At 68.4% G+C, this 21,724-nt stretch carries 22 protein-coding genes and 1 tRNA gene; 14 read left to right on the top strand and 9 right to left on the bottom strand.

The genetic code is table 11. The features are described from left to right. Positions 1-89: 89 nt before the first annotated feature. Positions 90-2,261 carry a malate synthase G gene (locus tag H536_RS0112325; RefSeq protein ID WP_024350755.1) on the bottom strand — a complete coding sequence of 724 codons (2,172 nt, stop codon included), beginning with the start codon at positions 2,259-2,261 and terminating at the stop codon, positions 90-92. A 188-nt stretch (positions 2,262-2,449) separates the two neighbouring features. On the opposite strand from H536_RS0112325, the gene H536_RS0112320 reads away from it, so the two are divergent. Then, positions 2,450-3,400: a TAXI family TRAP transporter solute-binding subunit gene (locus H536_RS0112320; protein ID WP_009211248.1), complete on the top strand. Its 951-nt coding sequence runs from the start codon at positions 2,450-2,452 to the stop codon at positions 3,398-3,400. 307 nt (positions 3,401-3,707) lie between these two features. Further along, positions 3,708-4,538 carry a lytic murein transglycosylase gene (locus tag H536_RS0112315; RefSeq protein WP_024350754.1) on the top strand — a complete coding sequence of 277 codons (831 nt, stop codon included), beginning with the start codon at positions 3,708-3,710 and terminating at the stop codon, positions 4,536-4,538. Between the two features lie 82 nt (positions 4,539-4,620). Here H536_RS0112315 and H536_RS0112310 read toward each other — a convergent pair whose 3' ends face one another. After that, positions 4,621-5,352, bottom strand: a complete 732-nt coding sequence (locus H536_RS0112310; protein WP_024350753.1) for a glutathione S-transferase — start codon at positions 5,350-5,352, stop codon at positions 4,621-4,623. 173 nt (positions 5,353-5,525) lie between these two features. Between H536_RS0112310 and H536_RS0112305 the strand changes: the two genes are divergently transcribed. The 5 genes from H536_RS0112305 (at position 5,526) to vapC (ending at position 9,980) form a co-directional block, all read left to right on the top strand. Next, positions 5,526-5,744, top strand: a complete 219-nt coding sequence (locus tag H536_RS0112305) for a hypothetical protein (protein ID WP_024350752.1) — start codon at positions 5,526-5,528, stop codon at positions 5,742-5,744. Positions 5,745-6,495: 751 nt separating this feature from the next. Then, positions 6,496-7,758, top strand: coding sequence for a GNAT family N-acetyltransferase/peptidase C39 family protein (locus H536_RS0112300; RefSeq protein WP_024350751.1), 1,263 nt, complete (start codon positions 6,496-6,498; stop codon positions 7,756-7,758). Positions 7,759-7,767: 9 nt separating this feature from the next. Then, entirely contained in the window at positions 7,768-9,288 is a 1,521-nt protein-coding gene (locus tag H536_RS0112295) for a RimK family protein (protein ID WP_024350750.1), read from the top strand. Between the two features lie 96 nt (positions 9,289-9,384). Next, positions 9,385-9,594 (top strand): type II toxin-antitoxin system VapB family antitoxin, encoded by a 210-nt coding sequence (locus H536_RS0112290; protein WP_024350749.1) that lies wholly within the window; start codon positions 9,385-9,387, stop codon positions 9,592-9,594. Then, positions 9,591-9,980 carry a type II toxin-antitoxin system VapC family toxin gene (gene vapC / locus H536_RS0112285; RefSeq protein ID WP_024350748.1) on the top strand — a complete coding sequence of 130 codons (390 nt, stop codon included), beginning with the start codon at positions 9,591-9,593 and terminating at the stop codon, positions 9,978-9,980. The genes H536_RS0112290 and vapC overlap by 4 nt, the downstream gene beginning before the upstream one ends. 15 nt (positions 9,981-9,995) lie before the next feature. Here vapC and H536_RS0112280 read toward each other — a convergent pair whose 3' ends face one another. Genes H536_RS0112280 through H536_RS0112265 form a run of 4 tightly spaced genes read right to left on the bottom strand, consistent with a single transcriptional unit; the run spans position 9,996 to position 13,126 of the window. Continuing rightward, complete coding sequence (locus tag H536_RS0112280; RefSeq protein WP_024350747.1) at positions 9,996-10,916, bottom strand: SDR family oxidoreductase; 921 nt, start codon at positions 10,914-10,916, stop codon at positions 9,996-9,998. A gap of 4 nt (positions 10,917-10,920) precedes the next feature. Next, positions 10,921-11,250 (bottom strand): hypothetical protein, encoded by a 330-nt coding sequence (locus H536_RS22585; RefSeq protein WP_024350746.1) that lies wholly within the window; start codon positions 11,248-11,250, stop codon positions 10,921-10,923. After that, positions 11,231-12,376 (bottom strand): tRNA epoxyqueuosine(34) reductase QueG, encoded by a 1,146-nt coding sequence (gene queG, locus H536_RS0112270; protein ID WP_024350745.1) that lies wholly within the window; start codon positions 12,374-12,376, stop codon positions 11,231-11,233. The genes H536_RS22585 and queG overlap by 20 nt, the downstream gene beginning before the upstream one ends. Before the next feature lie 57 nt (positions 12,377-12,433). Further along, a complete protein-coding gene (locus H536_RS0112265; protein ID WP_009211238.1) occupies positions 12,434-13,126 on the bottom strand; it encodes a glutathione S-transferase family protein in 693 nt (230 codons plus the stop codon). Positions 13,127-13,439: 313 nt separating this feature from the next. Between H536_RS0112265 and H536_RS0112260 the strand changes: the two genes are divergently transcribed. Beyond that, a complete protein-coding gene (locus H536_RS0112260; RefSeq protein ID WP_024350744.1) occupies positions 13,440-14,333 on the top strand; it encodes an undecaprenyl-diphosphate phosphatase in 894 nt (297 codons plus the stop codon). Between the two features lie 22 nt (positions 14,334-14,355). Here H536_RS0112260 and H536_RS0112255 read toward each other — a convergent pair whose 3' ends face one another. Both H536_RS0112255 and H536_RS0112250 read right to left on the bottom strand, forming a co-directional pair. After that, positions 14,356-15,105, bottom strand: a complete 750-nt coding sequence (locus H536_RS0112255; RefSeq protein ID WP_029703179.1) for a sulfite exporter TauE/SafE family protein — start codon at positions 15,103-15,105, stop codon at positions 14,356-14,358. Positions 15,106-15,161: 56 nt separating this feature from the next. Next, positions 15,162-16,166: a complex I NDUFA9 subunit family protein gene (locus tag H536_RS0112250; protein ID WP_035694954.1), complete on the bottom strand. Its 1,005-nt coding sequence runs from the start codon at positions 16,164-16,166 to the stop codon at positions 15,162-15,164. A gap of 526 nt (positions 16,167-16,692) precedes the next feature. Here H536_RS0112250 and H536_RS0112245 point away from each other — a divergent pair. From H536_RS0112245 to H536_RS0112215, 6 genes are all read left to right on the top strand, one after another. Further along, positions 16,693-16,777, top strand: a tRNA-Leu gene (locus tag H536_RS0112245). A 331-nt stretch (positions 16,778-17,108) separates the two neighbouring features. Beyond that, positions 17,109-17,387: a hypothetical protein gene (locus H536_RS0112240; protein WP_155898472.1), complete on the top strand. Its 279-nt coding sequence runs from the start codon at positions 17,109-17,111 to the stop codon at positions 17,385-17,387. Positions 17,388-17,505: 118 nt separating this feature from the next. After that, on the top strand, positions 17,506-17,796 hold the full coding sequence (locus H536_RS0112235) for a YARHG domain-containing protein (RefSeq protein ID WP_050767741.1): 291 nt from the start codon (positions 17,506-17,508) through the stop codon (positions 17,794-17,796). 87 nt (positions 17,797-17,883) lie between these two features. Continuing rightward, positions 17,884-18,921, top strand: coding sequence for an MBL fold metallo-hydrolase (locus H536_RS0112230; RefSeq protein WP_024350739.1), 1,038 nt, complete (start codon positions 17,884-17,886; stop codon positions 18,919-18,921). Continuing rightward, on the top strand, positions 18,918-19,814 hold the full coding sequence (locus H536_RS0112225; RefSeq protein ID WP_081651910.1) for a YiiX/YebB-like N1pC/P60 family cysteine hydrolase: 897 nt from the start codon (positions 18,918-18,920) through the stop codon (positions 19,812-19,814). The genes H536_RS0112230 and H536_RS0112225 overlap by 4 nt, the downstream gene beginning before the upstream one ends. Before the next feature lie 129 nt (positions 19,815-19,943). Beyond that, on the top strand, positions 19,944-20,300 hold the full coding sequence (locus H536_RS0112215) for an SH3 domain-containing protein (RefSeq protein WP_024350737.1): 357 nt from the start codon (positions 19,944-19,946) through the stop codon (positions 20,298-20,300). A gap of 48 nt (positions 20,301-20,348) precedes the next feature. Here H536_RS0112215 and H536_RS0112210 read toward each other — a convergent pair whose 3' ends face one another. Next, positions 20,349-21,542: a mandelate racemase/muconate lactonizing enzyme family protein gene (locus H536_RS0112210; RefSeq protein ID WP_024350736.1), complete on the bottom strand. Its 1,194-nt coding sequence runs from the start codon at positions 21,540-21,542 to the stop codon at positions 20,349-20,351. Positions 21,543-21,724 lie beyond the last annotated feature (182 nt).

The following is a 21,724-nucleotide window of genomic DNA, read 5'->3' as shown; positions in this document are numbered from 1 at the left end:
TTCCGCGTCGGAAACGTCCCGAACCGCTACTCTCCGAAGCACATCGGCCGCGCGGGAAACCGGCGCGGCCGATGTCGTTTCTCTGTTGATCAGCCGGCCTGCTGGGCCTTCTTCTCCAGCCGGCGGCGATGCAGCACCGGCTCGGTGTAGCCGGACGGCTGCTCGCGGCCCTCGAAGACCAGTTCGCAGGCGGCCTTGAAGGCGATCGACGTGTCGAAATGACCGGCCATCGGCTCGTAGGCCGGATCGCCGGCGTTCTGCGCGTCGACCTTCGCCGCCATTTCCTGCATCGCGTCCATGACCTCGTCCTTCGAGACGACGCCGTGATGCAGCCAGTTGGCGATGTGCTGGGACGAGATGCGGCAGGTCGCGCGATCCTCCATCAGGCCGACATCGTTGATATCGGGAACGGTGGAGCAGCCGACGCCCTGGTCGACCCAGCGCACGACATAGCCGAGGATGCCCTGGGCGTTGTTGCGCAGCTCGGCCTTCACCTGCTCTTCCGGCCAGTTGGCGCGGTTGGCCAGCGGGATGGTGAGGATGTCGGACAGCACCGCACGGCGGCCCTTCTGCGCAATCTCCTCCTGCCGGGCGAGCACGTCGACCGTGTGATAATGGGTCGCGTGCAGCGTCGCGGCGGTCGGGCTCGGCACCCAGGCGCAGTTGGCGCCGGCCTGCGGATGGCCGATCTTGGCGGCGAGCATGTCGTTCATCTTGGCCGGCATGGCCCACATGCCCTTGCCGATCTGCGCCTTGCCGCGCAGGCCGCAGGCCAGGCCCACATCGACGTTCCAGTCCTCATAGGCCTGAATCCAGGTGCGGTCCTTCATGACGGTCTTGCGCACGACCGGGCCGGCTTCGATCGAGGTGTGGATCTCGTCGCCGGTGCGATCGAGGAAGCCGGTGTTGATGAAGAAGACGCGGTGCTTGGCGGCGCGGATGCACTCCTTGAGGTTCACCGTCGTGCGGCGTTCCTCGTCCATGATGCCCATCTTCAGCGTGTAGCGCTCAAGACCCAGCGCATCCTCGACCTGGCCGAAGATCTCGTTGGAGAAGGCGACCTCGTCGGGGCCGTGCATCTTCGGCTTGACGATGTAGACCGAACCGGCGCGCGAATTGCGCAGGCCGCCGGTCTTCTTCAGGTCGTGCAGCGCGATCATCGACGTGATCATCGCGTCCATCAGGCCTTCCGGCGCCTCCGAGCCGTCCTTGAGGCGGATCGCCGGGTTGGTCATCAGGTGGCCGACATTGCGGATCAGCAGCATCGAGCGGCCCGGCAGCGTCAGGGTCGAACCGTCGGGGCCGGTATAGTCGCGATCCGGGTTCAGCTTGCGGATGACGGTCTCGCCGCCCTTCTCGAAGCTGTCTTCCAGGTCGCCCTTCATCAGGCCGAGCCAGTTGCGATAGACGGCGGTCTTGTCCTCGGCGTCGACCGCGGCGATGGAATCCTCGCAGTCGCAGATCGTCGACATGGCCGATTCCATCAGCATGTCGGCGACATGGGCGGTGTCGTTCTTGCCGATCCGGTGCTCGGCGTCGATCGTCACCTCGACATGCAGGCCGTTGTGCTTGAACAGCACCGCGGTCGGAGCAGAGGCGTCGCCGCGGTAGCCGGCAAAGGCGGCAGGGGTCTTCAGCCGCGCCGTCTTGCCCGCGCCGAATTCGGCGACGAGCGCGCCGCTGTCGACGGTGTAGCGGGTTACGTCGATATGGGAGATGCCTTCCAGCGGCGCGACACCGTCGAGGAAGCTCTTGGCCCAGGTGACGACGCGCGCGCCGCGGGCGCGGTCATAGCCCTTGCCCTCCGGCATGTCGCCCATGGCGTCGGTGCCGTAGAGCGCGTCGTAGAGCGAGGTCCAGCGGGCATTGGCGGCGTTCAGCGTGTAGCGCGCATTCATCAGTGGCACGACGAGCTGCGGACCCGGCACCAGCGCGATCTCCGGATCGACATTGGCGGTCTCGATGGCAAAGTCCGGCCCTTCCGGCACGATGTAGCCGAGCTGGTCGAGGAAGGCGCGGTATTCGTCCATGTCCTGCGGCTTGCCGCGACGGGCCACGTGCCACTCGTCGATGGCGCGCTGCATGTCCGCGCGGATCTGCAGCAATTCGCGGTTCTTCGGCGCCAGGCCGTTCAAGAGGTCCGAGAAGTTCTTCCAGAAGGCGTCCGGCTCGAGGCCCGTGCCCGGCAGGGCTTCACTGTCGATGAAGGTCTTCAGGGTCGTCGCGACGCTCAAACCGTGGACGTCTGTCATTTCAGGCATGCGCTTCCTCCAGAGATGCTTTGCGATCGACATCGGACATGGCATCGGCGAAGTCAATCGAGGCACGGCCCCGCGCCCGGGCAAGTTGCCACCGACGATGGTCGGGGTACCGGACCCTTGAGCTTTCCCGTGCGGCTGGTACTTATTGGCCGAACGGGCCCGTCGGCCCGCCACTGGGAGGACACTTCATGAAGCTTTTCCACCGCATCGCCGCCTCTGCCGTGGTCGCGGGCCTGGCCTTCGCGCCGGCCACCGCCTCGGCCCAGCAGTTCATCAACGTCCTGACGGGCGGCACCTCGGGCGTCTATTATCCGCTGGGCGTGGCGCTGGCCAAGGTCTATGCCGACAACATCGAGGGCGTGAAGACGCAGGTCCAGTCGACCAAGGCCTCGGTGGAGAACGTCAACCTCGTCACCCAGGGTCGCGGCGAGATCGCCTTCGCCCTCGGCGACACGGTGAAGGCCGCCGCCGAAGGCAATGCCGACGCCGGCTTCCAGCAGCCGGTCGAGAACCTGCGCGCCATCGCCGCGATCTATCCGAACTACGTGCAGATCGTCGCCTCGCAGGAATCCGGCATCACCGATCTGGCCGGCCTGAAGGGCAAGGCCCTGTCCGTCGGCGCACCGGCCTCGGGCACCGAGCTGAACGCCCGGGCGATCTTCGGCGCCGCCGAGATGAGCTATGACGATCTCGGCAAGACCGAATATCTGCCCTTCGCCGAATCCGTCGAGCTGATCAAGAACCGGCAGCTCGACGCGACGCTCCAGTCCGCCGGTCTCGGCGTCGCCTCGATCCGCGATCTGGCCTCCTCGCTGCCGATCACCGTCGTGGCGGTCCCCGCCGAGATCGCCGAGAAGCTCGGTGCGCCGTTCGCTGCGGCCGAGATCCCGGCCGGCACCTATGACGGCCAGGACGCCGCCGTTCCGACCCTGGCGATCACCAACATTCTCGTGACCTCCGCGGAAGTCGATGAGGAACTCGCCTACCAGATGACCAAGCAGCTCTTCGAGAACCTGCCGGAGCTCATCGCCGCCCATAACGCGGCCGAGGGCATCGACCCGAAGACCGCCGGCAAGAACCTGCCGGTGCCGCTGCATCCGGGCGCCGAGCGCTACTACAAGGAAGCCGGCCTGCTCTAGTCGGACGATGTGCGGCGCTTTCGGGCGCCGCATACCTGTGACGGCCGTGTCGCCCCCGGGGGGCGGCGCGGCCGTTCGCGTTTGGCGGCCGGGCTGCGGCCCGAAGAGCGCCCGCGCGGCACTTCCCGGCCCCCGTGTCGCAGTGCTGCACTACGCAGACACCGCGCAATCGGTTAGGAAAGTGGGTGATAGGATGCACCCGGACGGTGTCCGCCGCCGATGGCCATGCGCCCCGGCGCCGCCGATCACCCCATTCGACGCAACGCGGCCCGCGCGGCCCCACGACCTGAAACGAGGAAGCAGACCCATGAAGGTACGCCTGACGTCCCTGCGGACGCACGCCGCATCGCTCGCCCTGACCATCGGCCTCGGCGCCGCCGCTCCGGCCCTTGCCGCCCAGTGCGGCAACAGCGCCGGTGGCTTCAACCAGTGGAAGCAGGAATTCGCCCAGGAAGCCGTGCGCGCCGGCATCTCCCAGGGCACCGTGCAGTCGGCCCTGATGCCGACCAGCTATTCCAACCAGGTCATCAAGCTGGACCGCAACCAGCATTCCATGAACATCTCGCTCGAGGCGTTCATGCAGCGCCGCGCGCCGGCCTCCTTCGTCAAGAAGGGCAAGCGGATCATCCAGCAGAATGCCGGCCTGCTCAACTCGATCGAGAAGAGCTACGGCGTCCAGAAGGAGATCATCGTCGCGATCTGGGGCATGGAAACCGGCTTCGGCGCCAATTCCGGCTCGATGAACATCTTCAGCTCGCTGGCGACGCTGGCCTATGACTGCCGCCGCTCGGCCTTCTTCACCGAAGAGCTGCTGGCGGCCCTGGCCATCGTCGATCGCGGCGACATGAAGCCGAGCCAGATGAAGGGCGCCTGGGCCGGCGAGATCGGCCAGACCCAGTTCCTCGCCAAGAACTACCTGCGCTTCGCCGTCGACGGCGACGGCAACGGCCGCCGCGACCTGATCAACTCCAAGGCCGACGTGCTCGCCTCCACGGCGAACTTCCTGCGCCAGCACGGCTGGCGTCCGGGCGCCGGCTACCAGCAGGGCGAGCCCAACTTCGCCATCCTGCGCGACTGGAACCGGGCCGGCGTCTACCAGAAGGCCCTGGCGCTCTTCGCCTCCAAGCTCGCCAACTGATCGGCCTGCCGCCCGGACCAGGGTCCGGCCCCTTGCTGCGTTTCGCGCCCCGGCTTCTCGCCGGGGCGTTTTCGTTTGGTGGTCAGTCCGCGTCGAGTTCCGGGTAGTTTCGGAAGATGCCGTCCTCGTTGAAGGCCATGCGGCGGTCGCTGGCGAGATACGCTGCGACGCGCGGCTCCGCGGCGACCCGCTCGACCAGCGCCGCGATGCCCGGATAGTCGGGGGCGAGCGTCTGCATGCGCCGCGGGAAGGCGTAGCGCAGGCCCGCCATCGTCTGGAGCAGGCCGAGATCGGCATAGCTGATGGCTTCCCCGACGAGGACGCCGGAGCCTGCCGGGTTGCCGGCCAGGATCCGCTCGTACCAGCCGAGGAACTTCGGCAGCCGCTCCTCGCGGAAGCCGAGGGCGCGTTCGCGCGCCGCATCCCTCTGGTCCTCGTAATAGAGACCGACGCCGAGCGGGTGATGGACGTCGTGGGCCTCGGCGACGAGATCGGCCGTGGTGAGCGCGATCGAGCGGGCGAACAGCCGCTCCGCCTCGCCCTTCGGCGCCAGCCCATGCCGCTCGCCGACAAGGATACTGATCTCCGCGGCCTGCGAGACGACGCGATCGCCATCGACCAGGAAGGGTGGCGCGAATGGCGGCAGATGCCCCTTTTCACCGGCGAGGAAGGCCTGCATCGCGGCGATGCCGCCACCCTCCGATTCGGGCAGGCGGGCGACGTCGCGATAGGCGACACCGGCAGCTTCCAGGACCAGCCGCGGATATTCCCCGCGGCCCGGGATCATCGGCCAGTAATAGAGATCATAGGCCATTGTCGCTCCTGCCAGAGGTGACGCGAGCGAGCGATCTCTCGCCTGTCCATCGCCGTGACTATAGGGGCCGCGGGCCGCGTCTGAACCCCTGTCCCGCAATCGTGCCGCAGGCCTCGTCGGGGCGCTCTGCGTCGCGTATCATCGCCGGCGTCTGACATTCGAGGAGGAAGCGTATGAAATGCCCGATCTGCGAGGGTGAGGCGACATTGCTGGAGCCGGAAAAGCCGGACCAGCGCGCGATCCATTGCGAGCGCTGCGGCGAGTACCGGGTCTCGACGGAGGCGGAGGCGAAGCTGCACTCCCTGACGCCGCATCAGCGGCTGCAGGCCCTGCGCTATGCCGAGACGATCACGCCGACTGGGCGCCGGCCTTTCATCGCCGGTTTGGGCTGACGGCGGCGCGCCGATAAGGCGGCCACCCCTCGATGGGCATGGCGCGAGCCTTGGCCGGAACTGACGGAGCGGCAACCGATTTTGCTGTCATGGACTTGACGCACAGCCCTGAAGGCGTAGGCTGATAACTGCGTCAATGACGCTGCGGGAGGTGTCGAATGGAACCACCTATGCATGTCGCCGCACGGACTGCCGAGGTTGTTGTACGGGCCTCCGCATAGCGGCGTTTTCACTGACAGGCCTTGGGAGCGGCTGACGGGCTGTTGCACTCGTCGAAGGCCCGAACCATAGCTGCTCCCAAGTCTCCATCACGCCCGTCCGCATGATTGCGGGCGTCTGAGCCGAACCAATTCCCAGCGCCGGTTCGCGTGTTCTGCGATGCGGATGCTTGTGTGTGAGCCTGCGGGGCGCCGTCTCCGAGGATGCTGCGACGTTTGCTCGCCTGGCGTCTCGTTACCGCGCGCTGAGGGCCGCTGGTTGCCTTGCCGCGATGGCTGCGGGCCGGACTTGCGCGACGGCACGAACCGGTTGGCCGAGATGCCTCTGCGAGGCCGCAATTCACCGCCCTCGGACACCTCTATGGCAGGCAGAGTCGTGCCGATGGCGACGCTGTGCGACGCCCATCACCAGCGCGTCACCGCCGCCGATTCCCGTCGCATTCCCTCTGGCAGAGGCCTATAAGCGATAGCCTATGAAGGGACAGGCGGCGGCATCGTGTCGTTTGCGTCACCTCCCTGCCGATGACGCCCCGATGCTGCACCAGCCGTCGCCCAGCTCCGTCTCCCCGCGGGAAGTCGGGCACCCCGGATCAAGCCATCATCAACCCGAAGCCGCCGCACACATCGGATATGTCATCCGTCCCGCGCGGCCGGGCGATCTCGAGCCCCTCGTGGCCATCGAGACCGCCGTCTTCGAGGCCGACCGGATCTCCCGGCGCTCCTTCCGCAACCTCATCGCCTCGCCCAGCGCCGTCGTTCTCGTCGTCGAGGCGGCCGCCACCGGCGACGGGGCCGTCGACACGACGGCTGGCGCGCCGCGTGCGGCCTACGACGCGCCGCGGTCCGGTCCGATCCTCGCCTATGCCGCGCTCCTCGTGCGGCGCGGCACCGGTCTCGCCCGGCTCTATTCCATCGCGGTCTCTCCCCATGCGGCGGGACGCGGCATCGGCCGGGCTCTCCTGAAGGCGGCCGAGGCCGCAGCCTTCGACCGCGATCGCATCGCCCTGCGGCTGGAAGTGCGCGCCGACAATGCCGCCGCCATCGCTCTCTATCGCGGCGAGGGTTTCCGCCCCATCGGCACCTATCTCGACTATTACGCCGACCACGAGACGGCGCTGCGCTTCGAAAAGACCCTGCGCGGCGATCACCCGATCGACACCGGCGTGCCCTATTACGAGCAGACCACCGATTTCACCTGCGGCGCCTGCTGCCTGATGATGGCCATGGGCCGCGACATTCCCGGCTTCGTGCTGGAGCCGGTGACCGAGATCCGGCTGTGGCGCGAGGCGACGACCATCTTCATGATGTCGGGGCCGGGCGGCTGCGAGCCCTATGGCCTGGCCGTCGCCGCCCACGAGGCGGGTCTTGCCGCCGAGATTCACGTCTCCGAGCCGGGGGACCTGTTCCTTGAGGGCGTCCGCAGTCCCGAGAAGCAGGTGGTGATGGGGCTCGCCCAGGAGGATTTCCGCCGCCGGGCCGAGCGCTACGCCATCGACGTGACCATCGGGCGCTTCACCCTCGACGATCTGCGCGCCGCGATCGCCGCCGGCAAGACCGCCGTCGTCCTGATCTCGGGCTATCACATGTTCGGCAAGAAGGTGCCGCACTGGGTGCTCGCCCATGGCGACGACGGCCGCCATATCGTCATCCACGACCCCTGGGTCGCCGACGAGCGCGGCGAGACGGTCGCCGACGCGGCCAATCTTCCGATCCCCTATGAGACCTTCGACCGGATCGCGCGTTTCGGCAAGGTCGGCCTCAGGGCCGCGGTGTTCCTGTCCAGGCGCGAGGCTTAGCCGACTTCCATGTCCCAATGGGTGGTTCTCGTCGGACGCCTGTCCGATCTCGACAACGGCGCGACGCCGCACAAGGTCATGACGGTGCGCGACTATCTCGCGCGGCCGGGCCTGTTCCGCGGCCAGCGCCCCAAGATCATCAATCTGTCGCGCTCCTACGCCTATCAAAGCCGCGCCTATTACGGCTCGCTGCTCGCCGAGGCACGGGGCCATCGCATCATCCCCTCGGTCGAGACGATGATCGACCTGTCGGAGAAGAAGCTCTACGAGAACGCCCTGCCGGAACTGGACGCCGCCCTCGCCAGGGCACTGGAAAAGGGCGAGCGGCCGACATCGCCGATCCGCATCTATTTCGGCTACACCGACGATCCGCGTCTGGAGCGCTTCGCCAAGCTGGTCTTCGACTGGTTCCGCGCCCCGGCGCTGGAGGTGCATCTGGACGGCGCCGAAGCCACGGAGCGACCGGCGGCCTCGGCATCGCCGGCGCGGCGCACGAGCCAATCGGCACCGCTCGACCGCCGGGCAAAGATCAGACGCATCGGCTTTGCCGCGCCCGCCAAGCTGGACGCGGTCGAGACCGGCCGGCTGCTGGCCGCCATGCAGCGCTACACCGCCCGCGAGTGGCGCGCCGCCAAGGCGAAGACGCCTGCGAAATATGCCTTCGCGACGCTCTACGATCCCAACGAGGCGCTGCCGCCATCCTCCGTGGACACGCTCAAGCACTGGGCCCGCACGGCCGCCCGGCTCGGCGTCGACGTCGAGCCGATCACCCGCCGCGACCTGCCGCGGCTGGCCAATTTCGACGCGCTGTTCATCCGCGAGACGACCTCGATCTCCAACCACACCTATCGCTTCGCAAGGCGCGCCATGCAGGAGGGCATGCCGGTCATCGACGACCCGATCTCGATGATCCGCTGCACCAACAAGGTCTATTGCAACGAGCTGATGGCGGCGAACGGGGTGGCGACGCCGCCCTCGGTGATGATCGGCGGCAAGGAGGATTTCCAGAAGGCGGCCGACGAGCTCGGCTTCCCCATGGTGCTGAAGATCCCCGACGGCTCCTTCTCGCGCGGCGTCAAGAAGCTGGACGACATGGCCGGGCTGGTCAGGCTGGCGGGGGCATGGCTGGAGGATTCCGACCTTCTGATTGCCCAGAAGTTCATGCCGACGAAATTCGACTGGCGCATCGGCGTCCTCGGCGGCGAGCCGCTCTTCGCCGTCCAGTATCTGATGGCCGGCGAGCACTGGCAGATCATCAATCACGAGACCGGCGGCCGGCCGATGGAGGGCGGCTTCCGGCCCTTCGCGCTGGGCGAGGCGCCGCCGCATGTGCTGGACGCGGGCCTGCGCGGCGCCCGCTGCATCGGCGACGGCCTCTATGGCGTCGATCTGAAGGAGACCGACGACGGGGTCTTCCTGATCGAGGTCAACGACAATCCGAACCTCGAACATGGCGTCGAGGATTACGCCGAGAAGGACGAGGTCTGGACCCGGCTCACCCGCTGGTTCATCGACCGCATCGAACGCTAGGCCTTCGCCTGGAATCGCCCGGCCAGCGGCACGCGGCTTGAAGCGGTCAGGGGCGATGTGTAGACCGCTGGGCCTGTCTGCACATCGGAGCGGGTCATGCGCACCAATATCGAGATCGACGACCGGCTGATGGCCGAGGCGATGGCCGCCGCGGGCCTGTCGACCAAGAAGGCGACGGTCGAGGAGGCCCTGCGCCGGCTGATCGCCCAGGAACGTCGCCGCCGCGCCCTCGCTGACATGCACGGCATGGGCTGGCCGGGGCCCGGAAAGGACGGACCCGGCCAGACGGACGCGGCCGGCGGATGATTCTCGTTGATGCCTCGGTCTGGATCGCCAACCTGAGGGGCGCGGACACGCGTGAGATCCGCCTGCTGCGGGAGAGCCCCGATCTGTCGGAGATCGGCATCGCCGACCTGACCCTCTTCCGGCTGCTGGCTGGAGCGGCGGACGATCGCGACGCCGACCGCATCGGCCGCTATCTGCGCCAGTTTCCGATCCTGTCCGTCGCGGGCGAGCGGTCGGTCGGGCGGGCTGCCGGTCTCGCACGCATTCTGCGAGACAAGGGCGTCGCGCTGCAACGGCCCGAAGCGGCGCTGATCGCCGCCCATGCTATCGACCGGGGACATCGCGTCCTGCACGCCGACCCGGACATGGCGGCGCTGGCCGCCCATTGCTGGCTGCAGACCGCCTGAGGCGGAGGGCCCCCCTTAGCTCCCGCCGCCGATCAGCGCCGCATCGGCCCGCACGCTCTCCAGTCCCTCGCGATAGGTCGGATGGCGGAACCGGTAACCCGCTTCCTTGATCCTTGCGTTGGAGACCCGCTTGTTCTCGCCATAGAAGCTGCGCGCCATCGGCGAGAGTTCGGCGGCGTCGAAGGGAATTTCCGGCGGCGGTGCGACGCCTGCCATCGCCGCGGCGTGGGCAACCACGTCCTGGGGCGGGGCCGGCTCGTCGTCCGTGACGTTGTAGATGCCGCCGAGCCGCTGTTCCGCCAGGAGGCTCAGCGCCCCGGCAATGTCGTCGACATGGATCCGGTTGAACACCTGGCCGGGCTTCACCAGCCGCTTGGCCGTCCCCTTCGCCAGATTGACGAAGCCGTTGCGGCCGGGGCCGTAGATGCCGGACAGGCGCAGGATCGCAAGCGGCACCCGCCGCGTCGCCGCCGCTTCCTGCCAGGCGACTTCAGCGGCGATGCGGGCCTTCGATCGCTCCGAGACCGGCCGCGTCTCGCTGTCCTCGTCCACCCAGCCGCCGTCGTGGTCGCCATAGACCCCGACGGTGGAGAGATAGCCGATCCATTCGAGCTTCGGGCAGCCATGGGCGATCGCGTCGCCATACCAGCGCAGCACCGGGTCGCCGGGCCGCGCATTGGCGCCCCCAACGCTGGCGCCCTTCGGCGCCGCATGGCCCGGCGGCACCGAGACGAGCAGATGCGTGGCGCGATAGAGCGCCGGCGAGATGCCGTCGGTCGGGTGCTCGCCGTCGAAGACGAAGGGCTTCAGATGATGCGCCGCCAGCCGGCTCGCCTTGTCCGCCGTGCGCACCGTCACACCGGTGACGTCGTGCGGATCGAGCGTGTCGACGAAGTGCCCGGCCGAATAGCCGTGGCCGAAGACGAAGAAATGCATGGGGTCAGTCGCTCCAGGGTTCGGCGGGATCGTGCGGCCGGGCCATCTCGCCGAGCTCCAGCCGGCCGATCCGCAGCCTGCCGATGTCGGCCGTTCCGATACGGGCGCTCCCGACGGACAATCGCCCGATGGCGAACGCGCCCACCGCCACCGATCCGATCGCCAGCGCGCCGATGGCCAATGCGCCGATTGCGCCGGCACCGAGCGCCCCGGAACCCGTGGCCGGTGTCGCCGGCATTCCGTGACGCAGCTGGCCGACGGCCCGTCGCACCTTGGTCTCGACCTCGGCAGCGCGGGCACCGGATCGGGATACCTTACGGTCCTTGAAGAGCATGCCATTCGCTCCTGACGACGGGATCGTCTTCCCTATCAAGCGCGGCGGGCCGGCGCTGCAAGGCATCTTCGGGGGACAGCCGGGCAAGCGCCCAGATCGCCATGGCCCGCACGAGGGGCGCCGCGTCCGCGAGACGGTTCCTCACGGCGCCGAGCAGCGCCGGATCGCCGGAATTGCCGGCGGCGATCAGGCAGTTCGACACGAACTTGTCGCGCCCGATCCGCTTGATAGGTGAACCGGAAAACAGGGTACGGAAGGCGGCATCGTCGAGGGCCAGAAGATCGGCGAGTTTCGGCGCGTTCAGATCCTCGCGGGCGATCAGCTTCGCCTCGCTGGCTTTGCCGGCAAACTTGTTCCAGGGGCAAACGGCGAGGCAATCGTCGCAGCCATAGATGCGGTTGCCCATCGCGGCCCGGAACTCTTGCGGCACCGGCTTGCGGGTCTCGATGGTCAGGTAGGAGATGCAGCGTCGGGCATCGAGCTTGTAGGGCTCGGGGAAGGCGTCGGTGGGGCAGACGTCCTGGCAGGCCCGGCAGGAACCGCAGAGATCGCGGCCCGGCGCGTCGGGCGTCATCTCCAGCGTGGTGAAGATCGAGCCGAGGAACAGCCAGGAGCCGTGCTCGCGGGAGACGAGATTGGTGTGCTTGCCCTGCCAGCCGAGGCCGGCCATCTCGCCCAGCGGCTTTTCCATCACCGGCGCGGTGTCGACGAAGACCTTGGCGTCGTGCTCGCCAAGCCCGGCCTGGCGGGCCCTGGCGACCATGCGGCCGGCCAGTTCCTTCAGCCGGCCCTTGATGACGTCGTGATAGTCGCGGTGTCGGGCATAGACCGAGATCGCGCCGCGATCCGGGCGCTCCAGGATCGCCAGCGGATCCTCCTGCGGGCCGTAATTCATGCCGAGAACGACGATCGAGCGCACCTCGGGCCACAGCGCCCGGGCGGAACGGCGACGCTCCGCCGTCTCGGGCATCCAGCCCATCGTGCCGTAGCGGCCCTTGGCGATGAATTCGTCGAGGCGGGGTCCGGCCGCGACATCGCCGGCGCCGGGCGCGATGCCGACCGCCGAAAAGCCCAGCCGGCCGGCGTCCTTGCGGATGAAGTCGGTCAGTGTCTCGCGCGCGGTCATGGTGCCGATATAGGCGGTTCGTCGGTCCGGCGCACGCCCCGGGGGCCGCGTTTAAACTCAGAAGTCGAGTTGGACGTAGTGATGCACCGGCGGCAGGCCGCGCACGCGCTCGGTCAGGAGTGGGCGGAAGGACGGGCGCGACTTGATCCGCATGTACCAGTCCTTGGCCGCCGGCTCCTTCTCCCAGGGAATCTCGCCGAGATAGTCGAGGATCGAGAGTTCGGCGGCAGCCGCCAGATCGGCATAGGACAGCCGCGGGCCGGCCAGCCAGTCGCGGCTTTCGGCCAGCCAGCCGAGATAGCGCAGATGATGCTTCAGATTGGCCCGCGCCGCCCGGATCGCCGAGGCGTCCGGTGGTCCGCCGCCGGCATCGGCGCTCATTTCCAGCTTGAACACCCGTTCGCGGACGAGATAGCGCGTGACCTCGCTGTCGAGCTTGCCCAGGAACCACTCGGTCAGCCGCCGCACCTCGGCCCGCTCCAGCGGCTTTTCCGGCAGGAGCCGCTTGTCGCGCTGGAAGACGCCGCGGGTCTCGTCGAGATATTCGCCCGCCACCGTCGCGCCGACGATCGCCGGACCGTCATCCTCGAGCATCACCGGCAGGGTCGCGGCCGGATTCAGCGCCAGGAAGTCGCGGCGCTTCTCCCACGGACGCTCCTCCAGATATTCGGCGCGCTCGCCATATTCCCCGAGGACGAGCCGCACGAAACGCGAGGCGGCGGACATCGGATGATGGTGTAGCTTCAGCATGCGGTTGGATCGGGTGCTCTTCGGATGGATCACCCGCGCGCGGGCTGCCCCTGTTTGAAATGATCGACGGCGCGCCCGAAAGGACGTCCCTGCGCGTCATGATGGCAGACACTCGTCAATGGACCGTCAACGGGTCTGCCTTTGCTTTGAGCGACATAGCCGGAATCGCCCCGGCGGCAAGCGGCACGGGCTGCGCCGCGAACGGGCGCACTCGCCACACTGGCCGAGGATTCCGGCCATCGGATGGCCGCCCCCGTTTCCCTTCGTCGGCAGATCGGGTAGACGCCGCGCTGGAACGGGGCAGGGGATTGTCATGGATTTCGCAGCAGTCGGCGACGCCGTCATTCTGGGCATCACCGAGGGACTGACGGAGTTCCTTCCGGTTTCCTCCACCGGGCACATCCTGCTGCTGGGCCATTTTCTCGGCTTCCAGTCCACCGCCCGCAGCTTCGAGGTGCTGATCCAGCTCGGCGCGATCCTGGCCATCCTGATCCTGTATTTCGGCCGGCTCTGGCGGATCTTCGTCACCCTGCCGACCGACGCCCGCAGCCGCCGCTTCACCGCCGGCATCCTGCTCGCCTTCCTGCCGGCGGCCTTCGTCGGCGTTCTGGCGCACGACTTCATCAAGACCATCCTGTTCGAAACGCCGATGGTGATCTGCGTCGCGCTGATCGTCGGCGGCATCCTGCTTCTGGTCATCGACCGCATGCCGCGGATCGTGCGCTACGACGACGTCATGGATTATCCGCTGTCGCTCTGCCTGAAGATCGGCATCTTCCAGTGCCTCGCCCTGATCCCGGGCACCTCGCGCTCCGGCGCCACCATCGCCGGCTCGCTCCTGATGGGCACCGACAAGCGCTCGGCGGCCGAGTTCTCCTTCTTCCTGGCCATGCCGACCATGCTCGGCGCCTTCACCTACGACCTGATGAAGAATCGCGACCTTCTATCGGTCGATGATGCCGGGCTGATCGTCATCGGCTTCGTCATGGCCTTCGTTTCGGCGCTCTTCGTCGTCCGCTTCCTGCTCGACTTCGTCTCGCGGCACGGCTTTGCCGTCTTCGCCTGGTGGCGCATCGGCGTCGGCCTCGTCGGCATGGTGCTGCTGCTGGCCCTGCCGGCCGAGGATGGCGGCGAGGCGGCGACGCCCGTGCCGGCCTCCGTCTCGCAGCCGCTCGCCACCGACGGTGGAACGCCGCCCGCGCGCTAGACTAGGAGATGGATGCCCGGGCTCACATGAGGCTGGTCAGGCCGCGGCGCAGGAGGTCGAGCGAGATCACGACGAGGATCGCCGTCAGGACGAAGCGGAACAGCCGCTCGTCGATGCGTTTGAGCAGCGCCGTTCCGGCCAGCGTGCCGGCAAAGCCCGTGACGATCATCGCGGCGATCAGCGGCGCATAGGCGGCGAGCCCGACGCCGAGGGCGAAGAAGGCGAGGCTCTTGAACAGATGCTGCAGGAAGGTCGTCGCCGCCAGCGTCGCGACCAGTTCCGAGCGGTCGTCGAAGGCCTTGGCGAAGAACGCCGCGTTGATCGGCGCGGTGGCCCCGACGAACATCGACAGAAACGTCGTGGCGAGACCCGCAAAGGCAAAGCCCGGCGGCCCGATCCGGCCGATCGCCGGCAGCTTCGCCAGGGCAAGGATCAGGATGAACGCCCCGAGCGTCGTCTGCAGCACCGCTTCCGGCAGGGTGACGACGAAGCGTGCGCCGATCAGCGCGCCCAGCGCCGCGCCGGCCAGAAACGGCAGCAACGCGCGCCAGGACACGGCCCGCCGCTGCACCAGCACGCGTCCGAGATTGGAGGCGAGCTGCACCAGGCCATGGACGGGAATCAGCACCGCCACCGGCAGCACCGTGCTCATGATGGCAAGGAGCGACAGCCCGCCCCCGATCCCGAAGGCGGCGGTGGCGGCCGAGGTGAAGAAGCTCGCCACGACCAGCAGCAGCGCGGTGCCGGCCGCAAGGCCCGGCGGAAGCAGCATCGCGTCCAAGCCGGTCAGCCGGTCACGGCCATGTGGCGCTCACCGATCGCCGTGGCTCAGACCGCCTCGTCGTCGGGCATCCGCACGCCGCCGGCCTGGGGCTGCGGGTGGGTGAACTGCCCGTGCTTGCGGAAGCGGACGAGATAGGTCGGCAGGATCGCGTCGACGGTGCGCGGCCGGATGCCGAAGGCCTCCAGCGTGCGGCCGTCCTCGATGGCGTCCTGCGACACGACATTGTCGGTCTGCAACTGGGTGACCTGGTCGGGCGTCAGCGGCGCGCCCGGCAGGAAGCGCATCAGCTTCGCCATCGAGGCGGCGGCGCCGAACGGGATGGTGACGAAGTTGCGTTTGCGCTCGATGATGCGCAGCATCTCCTCCATCATCTGGCGGAAGGTCAGCACTTCCGGCCCGCCGAGCTCGTAGACCCGTCCGCCGGGAACCTTGCCGTCCACCGTGTCGGCGATCGCCTCGGCGACATCGCCCACATAGACCGGCTGGAACCGGGTCTTGCCGCCGCCGATCAACGGCAGGAACGGCGAGAACCGCGCCATGTCGGCGAAGCGGTTGAAGAACTGGTCCTCGGCGCCGAAGACGATCGACGGACGCATGATGTAGGCGCCGGGGATGGCGTCGAGCACCGCCTTCTCGCCCTCGGCCTTGGTGCGGGCATATTCGGATTCGGAGGTCTCGTCGGCGCCGATGGCCGAGATCTGCGTCATGCCGGCGCCGATCTTCGCGGTCGCCTCCGCCACCGTGCGAGCGCCGAAGGACTGCAGCGCGTCGAAGCTCTGCTGGCCGCTTTGTGCCAGAATGCCGACGAGGTTGACGACATGGTCGGCCCCCTCGACCGCCCGCTCGACGGACCACGGATAGCGCAGATTGGCCTGGATCGGCATGATCTGGCCCATATTGCCGTTGGGCTGCAGGTGATAGGCCAGATCCGGGCGCCGGCAGGCGACGCGAATGCGATGGCCGCGGCGGGCGAGCGCCTGCACCAGGTAGCGGCCGACAAAGCCCGAACCGCCGAACACCACCACCGTCTTGTTCGTGTCGACACTCATCGTACTCAAGCTCCTGCCTTGCCTGTGGCCCGTCGGCCCGGTTCGCGTCCGGGCGGGGCCGGATGATTCGCGCCGCCCGGCGCGGGCCCCGTTCCGCCGCGTCATAGCCCGTCTGCGGCGTCAGGTGAAGGCGGCGCCGCGCCGCGAGCCGGCTGTTTCACGCCGCGTCCGCCGGACCGGGGACGCCGGTCCCGCACAATCGCGCAGATGGCGCACCGCACCCGATCCGCAAGCCCGCGGCACAAACCGTCGCAGGGCGCTGCCGCGGCCACGGGAACGCCCGCCGCCCGGCGCCATTGCCCCGCTCCCGCCGCGCGCCCTGGCATGGCCCGCGACAGCCGGCGGGCGCGTCCGGCATCCGCGTCCCGGTCTCCCTGCACTTGGCGGAACGGCGCGCCATCGCCTGCGAAAAACCGCGCCGTCCACGCCGGTCCGCTGCACTGCGACAGAAAATTCGTGTGCCGGCGCCAATCGTCGCAAAACTGCGTTGACAGCGACCCGGCCTCCCTCTAATGCTCCGCGCCGTGCCCAGGTGGCGGAATTGGTAGACGCGCACGGTTCAGGTCCGTGTGCCGCGAGGCGTGGAGGTTCGAGTCCTCTCCTGGGCACCAATTGACTGTTCGAGATGATCCGCAGCGATCCGGACAGTAGCCACACCCCCCCGAACACTTCGCGATATGATGGCTCCGGCATCGGCCGGGCATGGCGTGCGCACCATTTTGCTTCGGCGCGCGGATGCCGGGTGGTGCCTGCGCGCTGCCGTCACGGCTGGACAAAGTGCTGGTCTGCGATCCGGGCGCAATCGCCTGATGTTCCTCACGATATCCGGACCTGCTTGCAGCCTGCCGAAAGACTGACGTTAATCCTGCGCGTGCCGCAGGGCCTGTCGTCATGCTGCTTTTCCGGACGCCGGGGAGCGTGCCACGGAATCGGGGAAAAAGCGTGGCGAATCTCGAGTGTATTGTCTGCGGAGAGTTCCAGGCGAGGAACGCGAAAGCCGTCGGGATGTGTGGTTTGGGATGGATGACGACGGCAATTGATCGTCGCCTGCGCGGCGCGAGCGTCGAGGTCTCGATGAGCGACACTGCTGCCAACGGCGCGCCGCGCTTCAGGATCGGCGAAGATATCGTCACCGAGACCGTCTGTGCCTCGGTCGACCATCGGCCGGACGCCCATGTGGAAACGTTGATCCTGACCGCCGACGACGACTCCTGGGCTTAGCGCGTCCAGCCTGTCTTCCGCTGGGGAAGAAACGCGGGTAGTTTTGATGCACGTCAAGTCGGAGCGCGCGAATGGCCGTCACGCTCGGGCATCGACAACCCGGCGGGAGGCGCCCAACATGAAGATGCAGACAACTGGAACCCTGCGAGGCACGCTGATCGTCGCTGCGCTCGTCTCGTTTGCCGGCGCATCGCAGGCGGTGGCCCAGAGCTACCGGAGCATGAGCTGCGACGAGCTCTGGTATGCCCGCAACGCCATCTATGCCGACAATGGCTATTGCTTCGAAACCCGCCGGGCGCGCCGCGCCTTCGGCCGCAGCTGCTTTCCGCCCTATGGCGAGCTGTCGGGCCCCGACAGGCGGGAGGTCGCCGCGATCCAGCGATGGGAGCGCCGCAAGGGCTGTCGCTAGGCGGCGAACGCCACCGCTGATCCGTCGCCGGCCCACTCCTGGGTCGGCTCGCGTCGCAGCCTGTTTCCGCGTTCCGGGAAATTCCTCATGTTGCGTCTTCGGGGCATCCGGGCTGCGCTGTGCCTGACGGTCTTGCTCTGCGGCTGTGCCGCGTCTTTGCCGGGCAGACCGCCGCGCACCGACGCGGCACCGGTTGTGCTCGCGCCGCAGCCGCTGCGCGGTGTCGGCCTCGCCATCCATCATGTCTCGATGGCTTCCGGCGTCTATGCGCTCGCCGAACGCCTGCGGGGACCGGGCGAGCCCCCCGGACCGGAGGAGGCGCGCGAAGCACCGACATCCGCCAGGCCGACGCAACGGGGCGGGATGACGGTGGCCTGGTACGGTCATTCGACCGTTCTCCTGCAGATGGGGAAGACCGTGATCCTGACCGATCCGGTGCTGGCGGGTGCCGTCTCGCTCGCAAGCCCGCTGCCGGTTCGCTATGGCTGGCCGCAATTGCACCTCGACCAGCTTCGAGGAATCGATGCGGTGGTGCTCTCCCATGGCGACTTCGACCATCTCCACGCCCCCTCCCTGCGGATGCTCGCCGGACGGTTTCCGGAGGCGGCCGTCGTCGTGCCGGACGGTCTCGCACATCTGGCGGCCGATGCCGGATTCCGGCGCATCCATGCGCTCCCGCTGAACGGATCCGCCAGGATCGGCGCGGTCACGATCACCGGCCTGCCGGCGATCCACGCCACCCGGCGCAACCTTCTCGGCATCCCGGACGGGACGGCGTTCTCCTGGAAGCTCAGGGACCCGTCCCACCGCGTCCTGTTCATCGGCGACAGCGGCTACGCGCCGGTGTTTGCAGAGATCGGTCGCCGGCGCGGGCCCTATGACCTCGTGCTGGTGCCGATCGGCGCTTCCGAGCCCCGGCACCTGGTCGGCGACATGCACATGACCCCGGAAGAGGCGGTCCGGCTGGCGGGCGATGTAGGGGCGAAGGCGGCGATCGGCATTCACTGGGGCACCTTCGCCCAGTCGCCGGAGCCCCGCGCCGAACCATCGCGGCGGTTTCTGCGGGCCGGCGCCACGAGGAATGCCCGCACCCTGTCGATCGGCGAAACGGCGCGCTTTCCATGACAGGCCCCAGGCACCTGACGGCGCGTTGGCCGATACGCCTGCTGCTCCTGCCCTGCGCCCTGATGCTATCGGCGCTCGCCGGCTGCGTCACCGGTTCGGCAGGCGGCGATCTCGGCCCGGAGCCACCGCCGCCGGCGATCCGCAAATGCTGCGCGAATGTCGAACGCTATCCCGACTGGCTGGTGGCGGTGCTCGACCCGGTCGCGCCGGTGATCGGCCGCGTCGTGGCGGCGGTCGAATGGCGCAATGGCCATCTGTATGGCCGGGACGGGGCCGTCCGGCTCCTGCGGCGACATCTGCGGCCGCTCGACATCGTTCTCGTAACCTCGGGCGGGCGGCTGACCAACGCCACCCTGCCGGGCCTGTTCAAGCATGTGGCGATCCATCTGGGGTCGGACGCCGACATGCGCCGGCTGGGCATCTGGAGCGATGCGGTCGCGCAGGGGCAGGCACCGGACATCCTCGCGGGCCGGACCTTCATCGAAGCGGATCAGGACGGGGTGCATCTGAGTTCGGCCGAGACCGTCCTCAACGCGGATTATCTGGTCGTGCTGCGCCCGACGCTCGCCGCGCGCGCCGAACGCCGCCGGGCGATGCGGTTCCTGCTCGGCGCCATCGGCCAGCCCTTCGATTTCCGCTTCGACGCGGATACGGCGGATTGCTTCTTCTGCAGCGAACTCGTGCGCCGGGCCCTTCCGAGCCTGCCGGTGGAGGCCCGCCACATCTACGGCCGGCACGTCTTCGTACCCGACCAGTTTGCCGATCTCGCGGCCGCCCGTCCGTCGCGGCTACGGCCGGTCCTCTATCTGGTGGGCCATCGCGACGAATGGGGAACGCGATCGCCGGCCCGGCTGCGCAGCGATCTTGCGCGCTACTGGGCGGCACAGCCCTGACGCCGACCTGTCGGCGCGGAAAGGCCCGAGCCCGCCGCGCCGCTTGATGCGGATCAAGGGGCTTGCCGCCGTCTTCGGCAGGATGGGCGCGGCACCTGCCCACGACGGGCGCTTCGAAAGGACGATCGGATGACGCGACTGACATCTGGGATCGCAGCGGCGGTTCTCGTCGCTGCGGGGCTTGGCACCGCGCCCCAGGCGCTCGCCGGCGACTGCACCGGACGGGTGAGCGGCGTGCGCCCGATCTCCTCCTACGACCACCGGACCGGCGCGGGATTTCTGGCGGTGCGGCGCGGGCCGTCCTCCAGTACGCGGCAGATCGGCGAGGTCTATGCCGGCGATCTCCTGTCGGTCTACGACCGGCGCGGCAACTGGTACCACGTGACCTGCATGGAAGGGGACTGCGAGGACCCGTTGTGGGGCCCGGCCTCTCCGTCCGGCTGGGTCTCCGCCCGCTATGTCCGCGCCCGGGGCGTCTGCCCCTGAGGCATCGCTGGATGCCGGTCCTGGCGACGGTCGCCAAAGGCCGGCCTGTCAGGAGCCGGCGTCGATCGTCTCGTGCCGCACGCAGTGCCGGCGCACGGCGCCCTCGTCGACCGTGACACCGAGGCCGGGGCCGGTGGGGATCGCCAGGCACTCGTCCTCGAGCACGAATGCCTCCGTCAGGATGTCGTCGCGCAGCGGATTGTAGGTGCGGTCGAACTCGATCATCGTCTCGTTCTGCAGCGGCACCGGACGCGCCGTGTAGGGCGCATGGGGCACGATCGCCAGCGCCTGCAGGGCCGCGGCGACGGCCACGCCCGATCCCCAGACATGCGGCACCACCATGATGTTATGGCTCGTCGCCAGCGCCAGGATGTTCTTCCATTCGGTGAAGCCGCCGGCCGCGCAGATGTCCGGCTGGGCGATGTCGATGCAGCCGCCGCCGATGAGGTCGCGGAAGCCGAAGCGGGTGAATTCGGCCTCGCCGCCGGCGATCGGCACGTCCAGCGTCTCGCGCAGGCGGCGATAGCCCTCGCGGTCCTCCGGCACCACCGGCTCCTCGAACCAGCGGAAATCCAGCTCTTCCATGACCCGGCCGATCCGCACGGCGGAGGCGTAGTTATAGGCGTGGTTGGCATCGGCCATGATCTCGACGTCGTCGCCGAGGGTCTCGCGCACGAGGCGCATGCGCTCGATGTCGTCGCGGATCGGCAGGAGGCCGATCTTCATCTTGACCGCGGCGACGCCGGTGGCGCGGATGCGCAGCACCTCTTCGCGCAATTTGTCCAGCATCACCGGGCGGTCGGCATAGTCCGGCGGATAGTAGCAGCCGGTCCCGTAGGCCCGCACGCGCTGGCGGATCGCGCCGCCGAGAAGCGCGTGGACAGGCTGGCCGACCATCGTGCCGAAGATGTCCCACAGGGCGATGTCGATGGCGCTGAGCGCCTCGACATAGGCGCCCTTCTGGCCGAAATCCCGCGTGCGGGCGTAGAACTCCTCGAAGATCGCCGTCGGTGCGGCCGGATAGCGTCCGATCAGCCGCGGGCCGATGACGTCCCGGATGCAGCTGGCCGGCGGCTCGGGCGGGCCGTACTGGCCGCCTTCGCCCCAGCCGGTCGTCCCGTCGTCGCAGGTGATCCGGACCAGAAGGCTGGTGCGTTCGGCGAAATAATCCTGCGACGAATAGAACGCGTTCTCCCGGCTGGAGACCTTGAGAACATAGGTGTCGATGCGCTCGATCTTCATCGGCGTCCCCTCCCTTGCAACCGGTGCGGCCGCGAAACGGCCGCTGGAGCCCGCGCGGGTGCGGACCGATGGCGCTCACGCGAAACCGGCCTGCCCGCGTCTCCCTCTCCCCTCGTCAGGCTGACGCATCGTTCCGTAAGCTACAAGTACGAAAATCGCCGGTTCGGGGCGCCGTTGCGGTC

Origin of the sequence: Aurantimonas coralicida DSM 14790, assembly GCF_000421645.1 — a bacterium.
Lineage (GTDB): Bacteria > Pseudomonadota > Alphaproteobacteria > Rhizobiales > Rhizobiaceae > Aurantimonas > Aurantimonas coralicida.
Note: the sequence above shows the minus strand (reverse complement) of the source record. Positions and strands in the feature narration are given on the sequence as shown.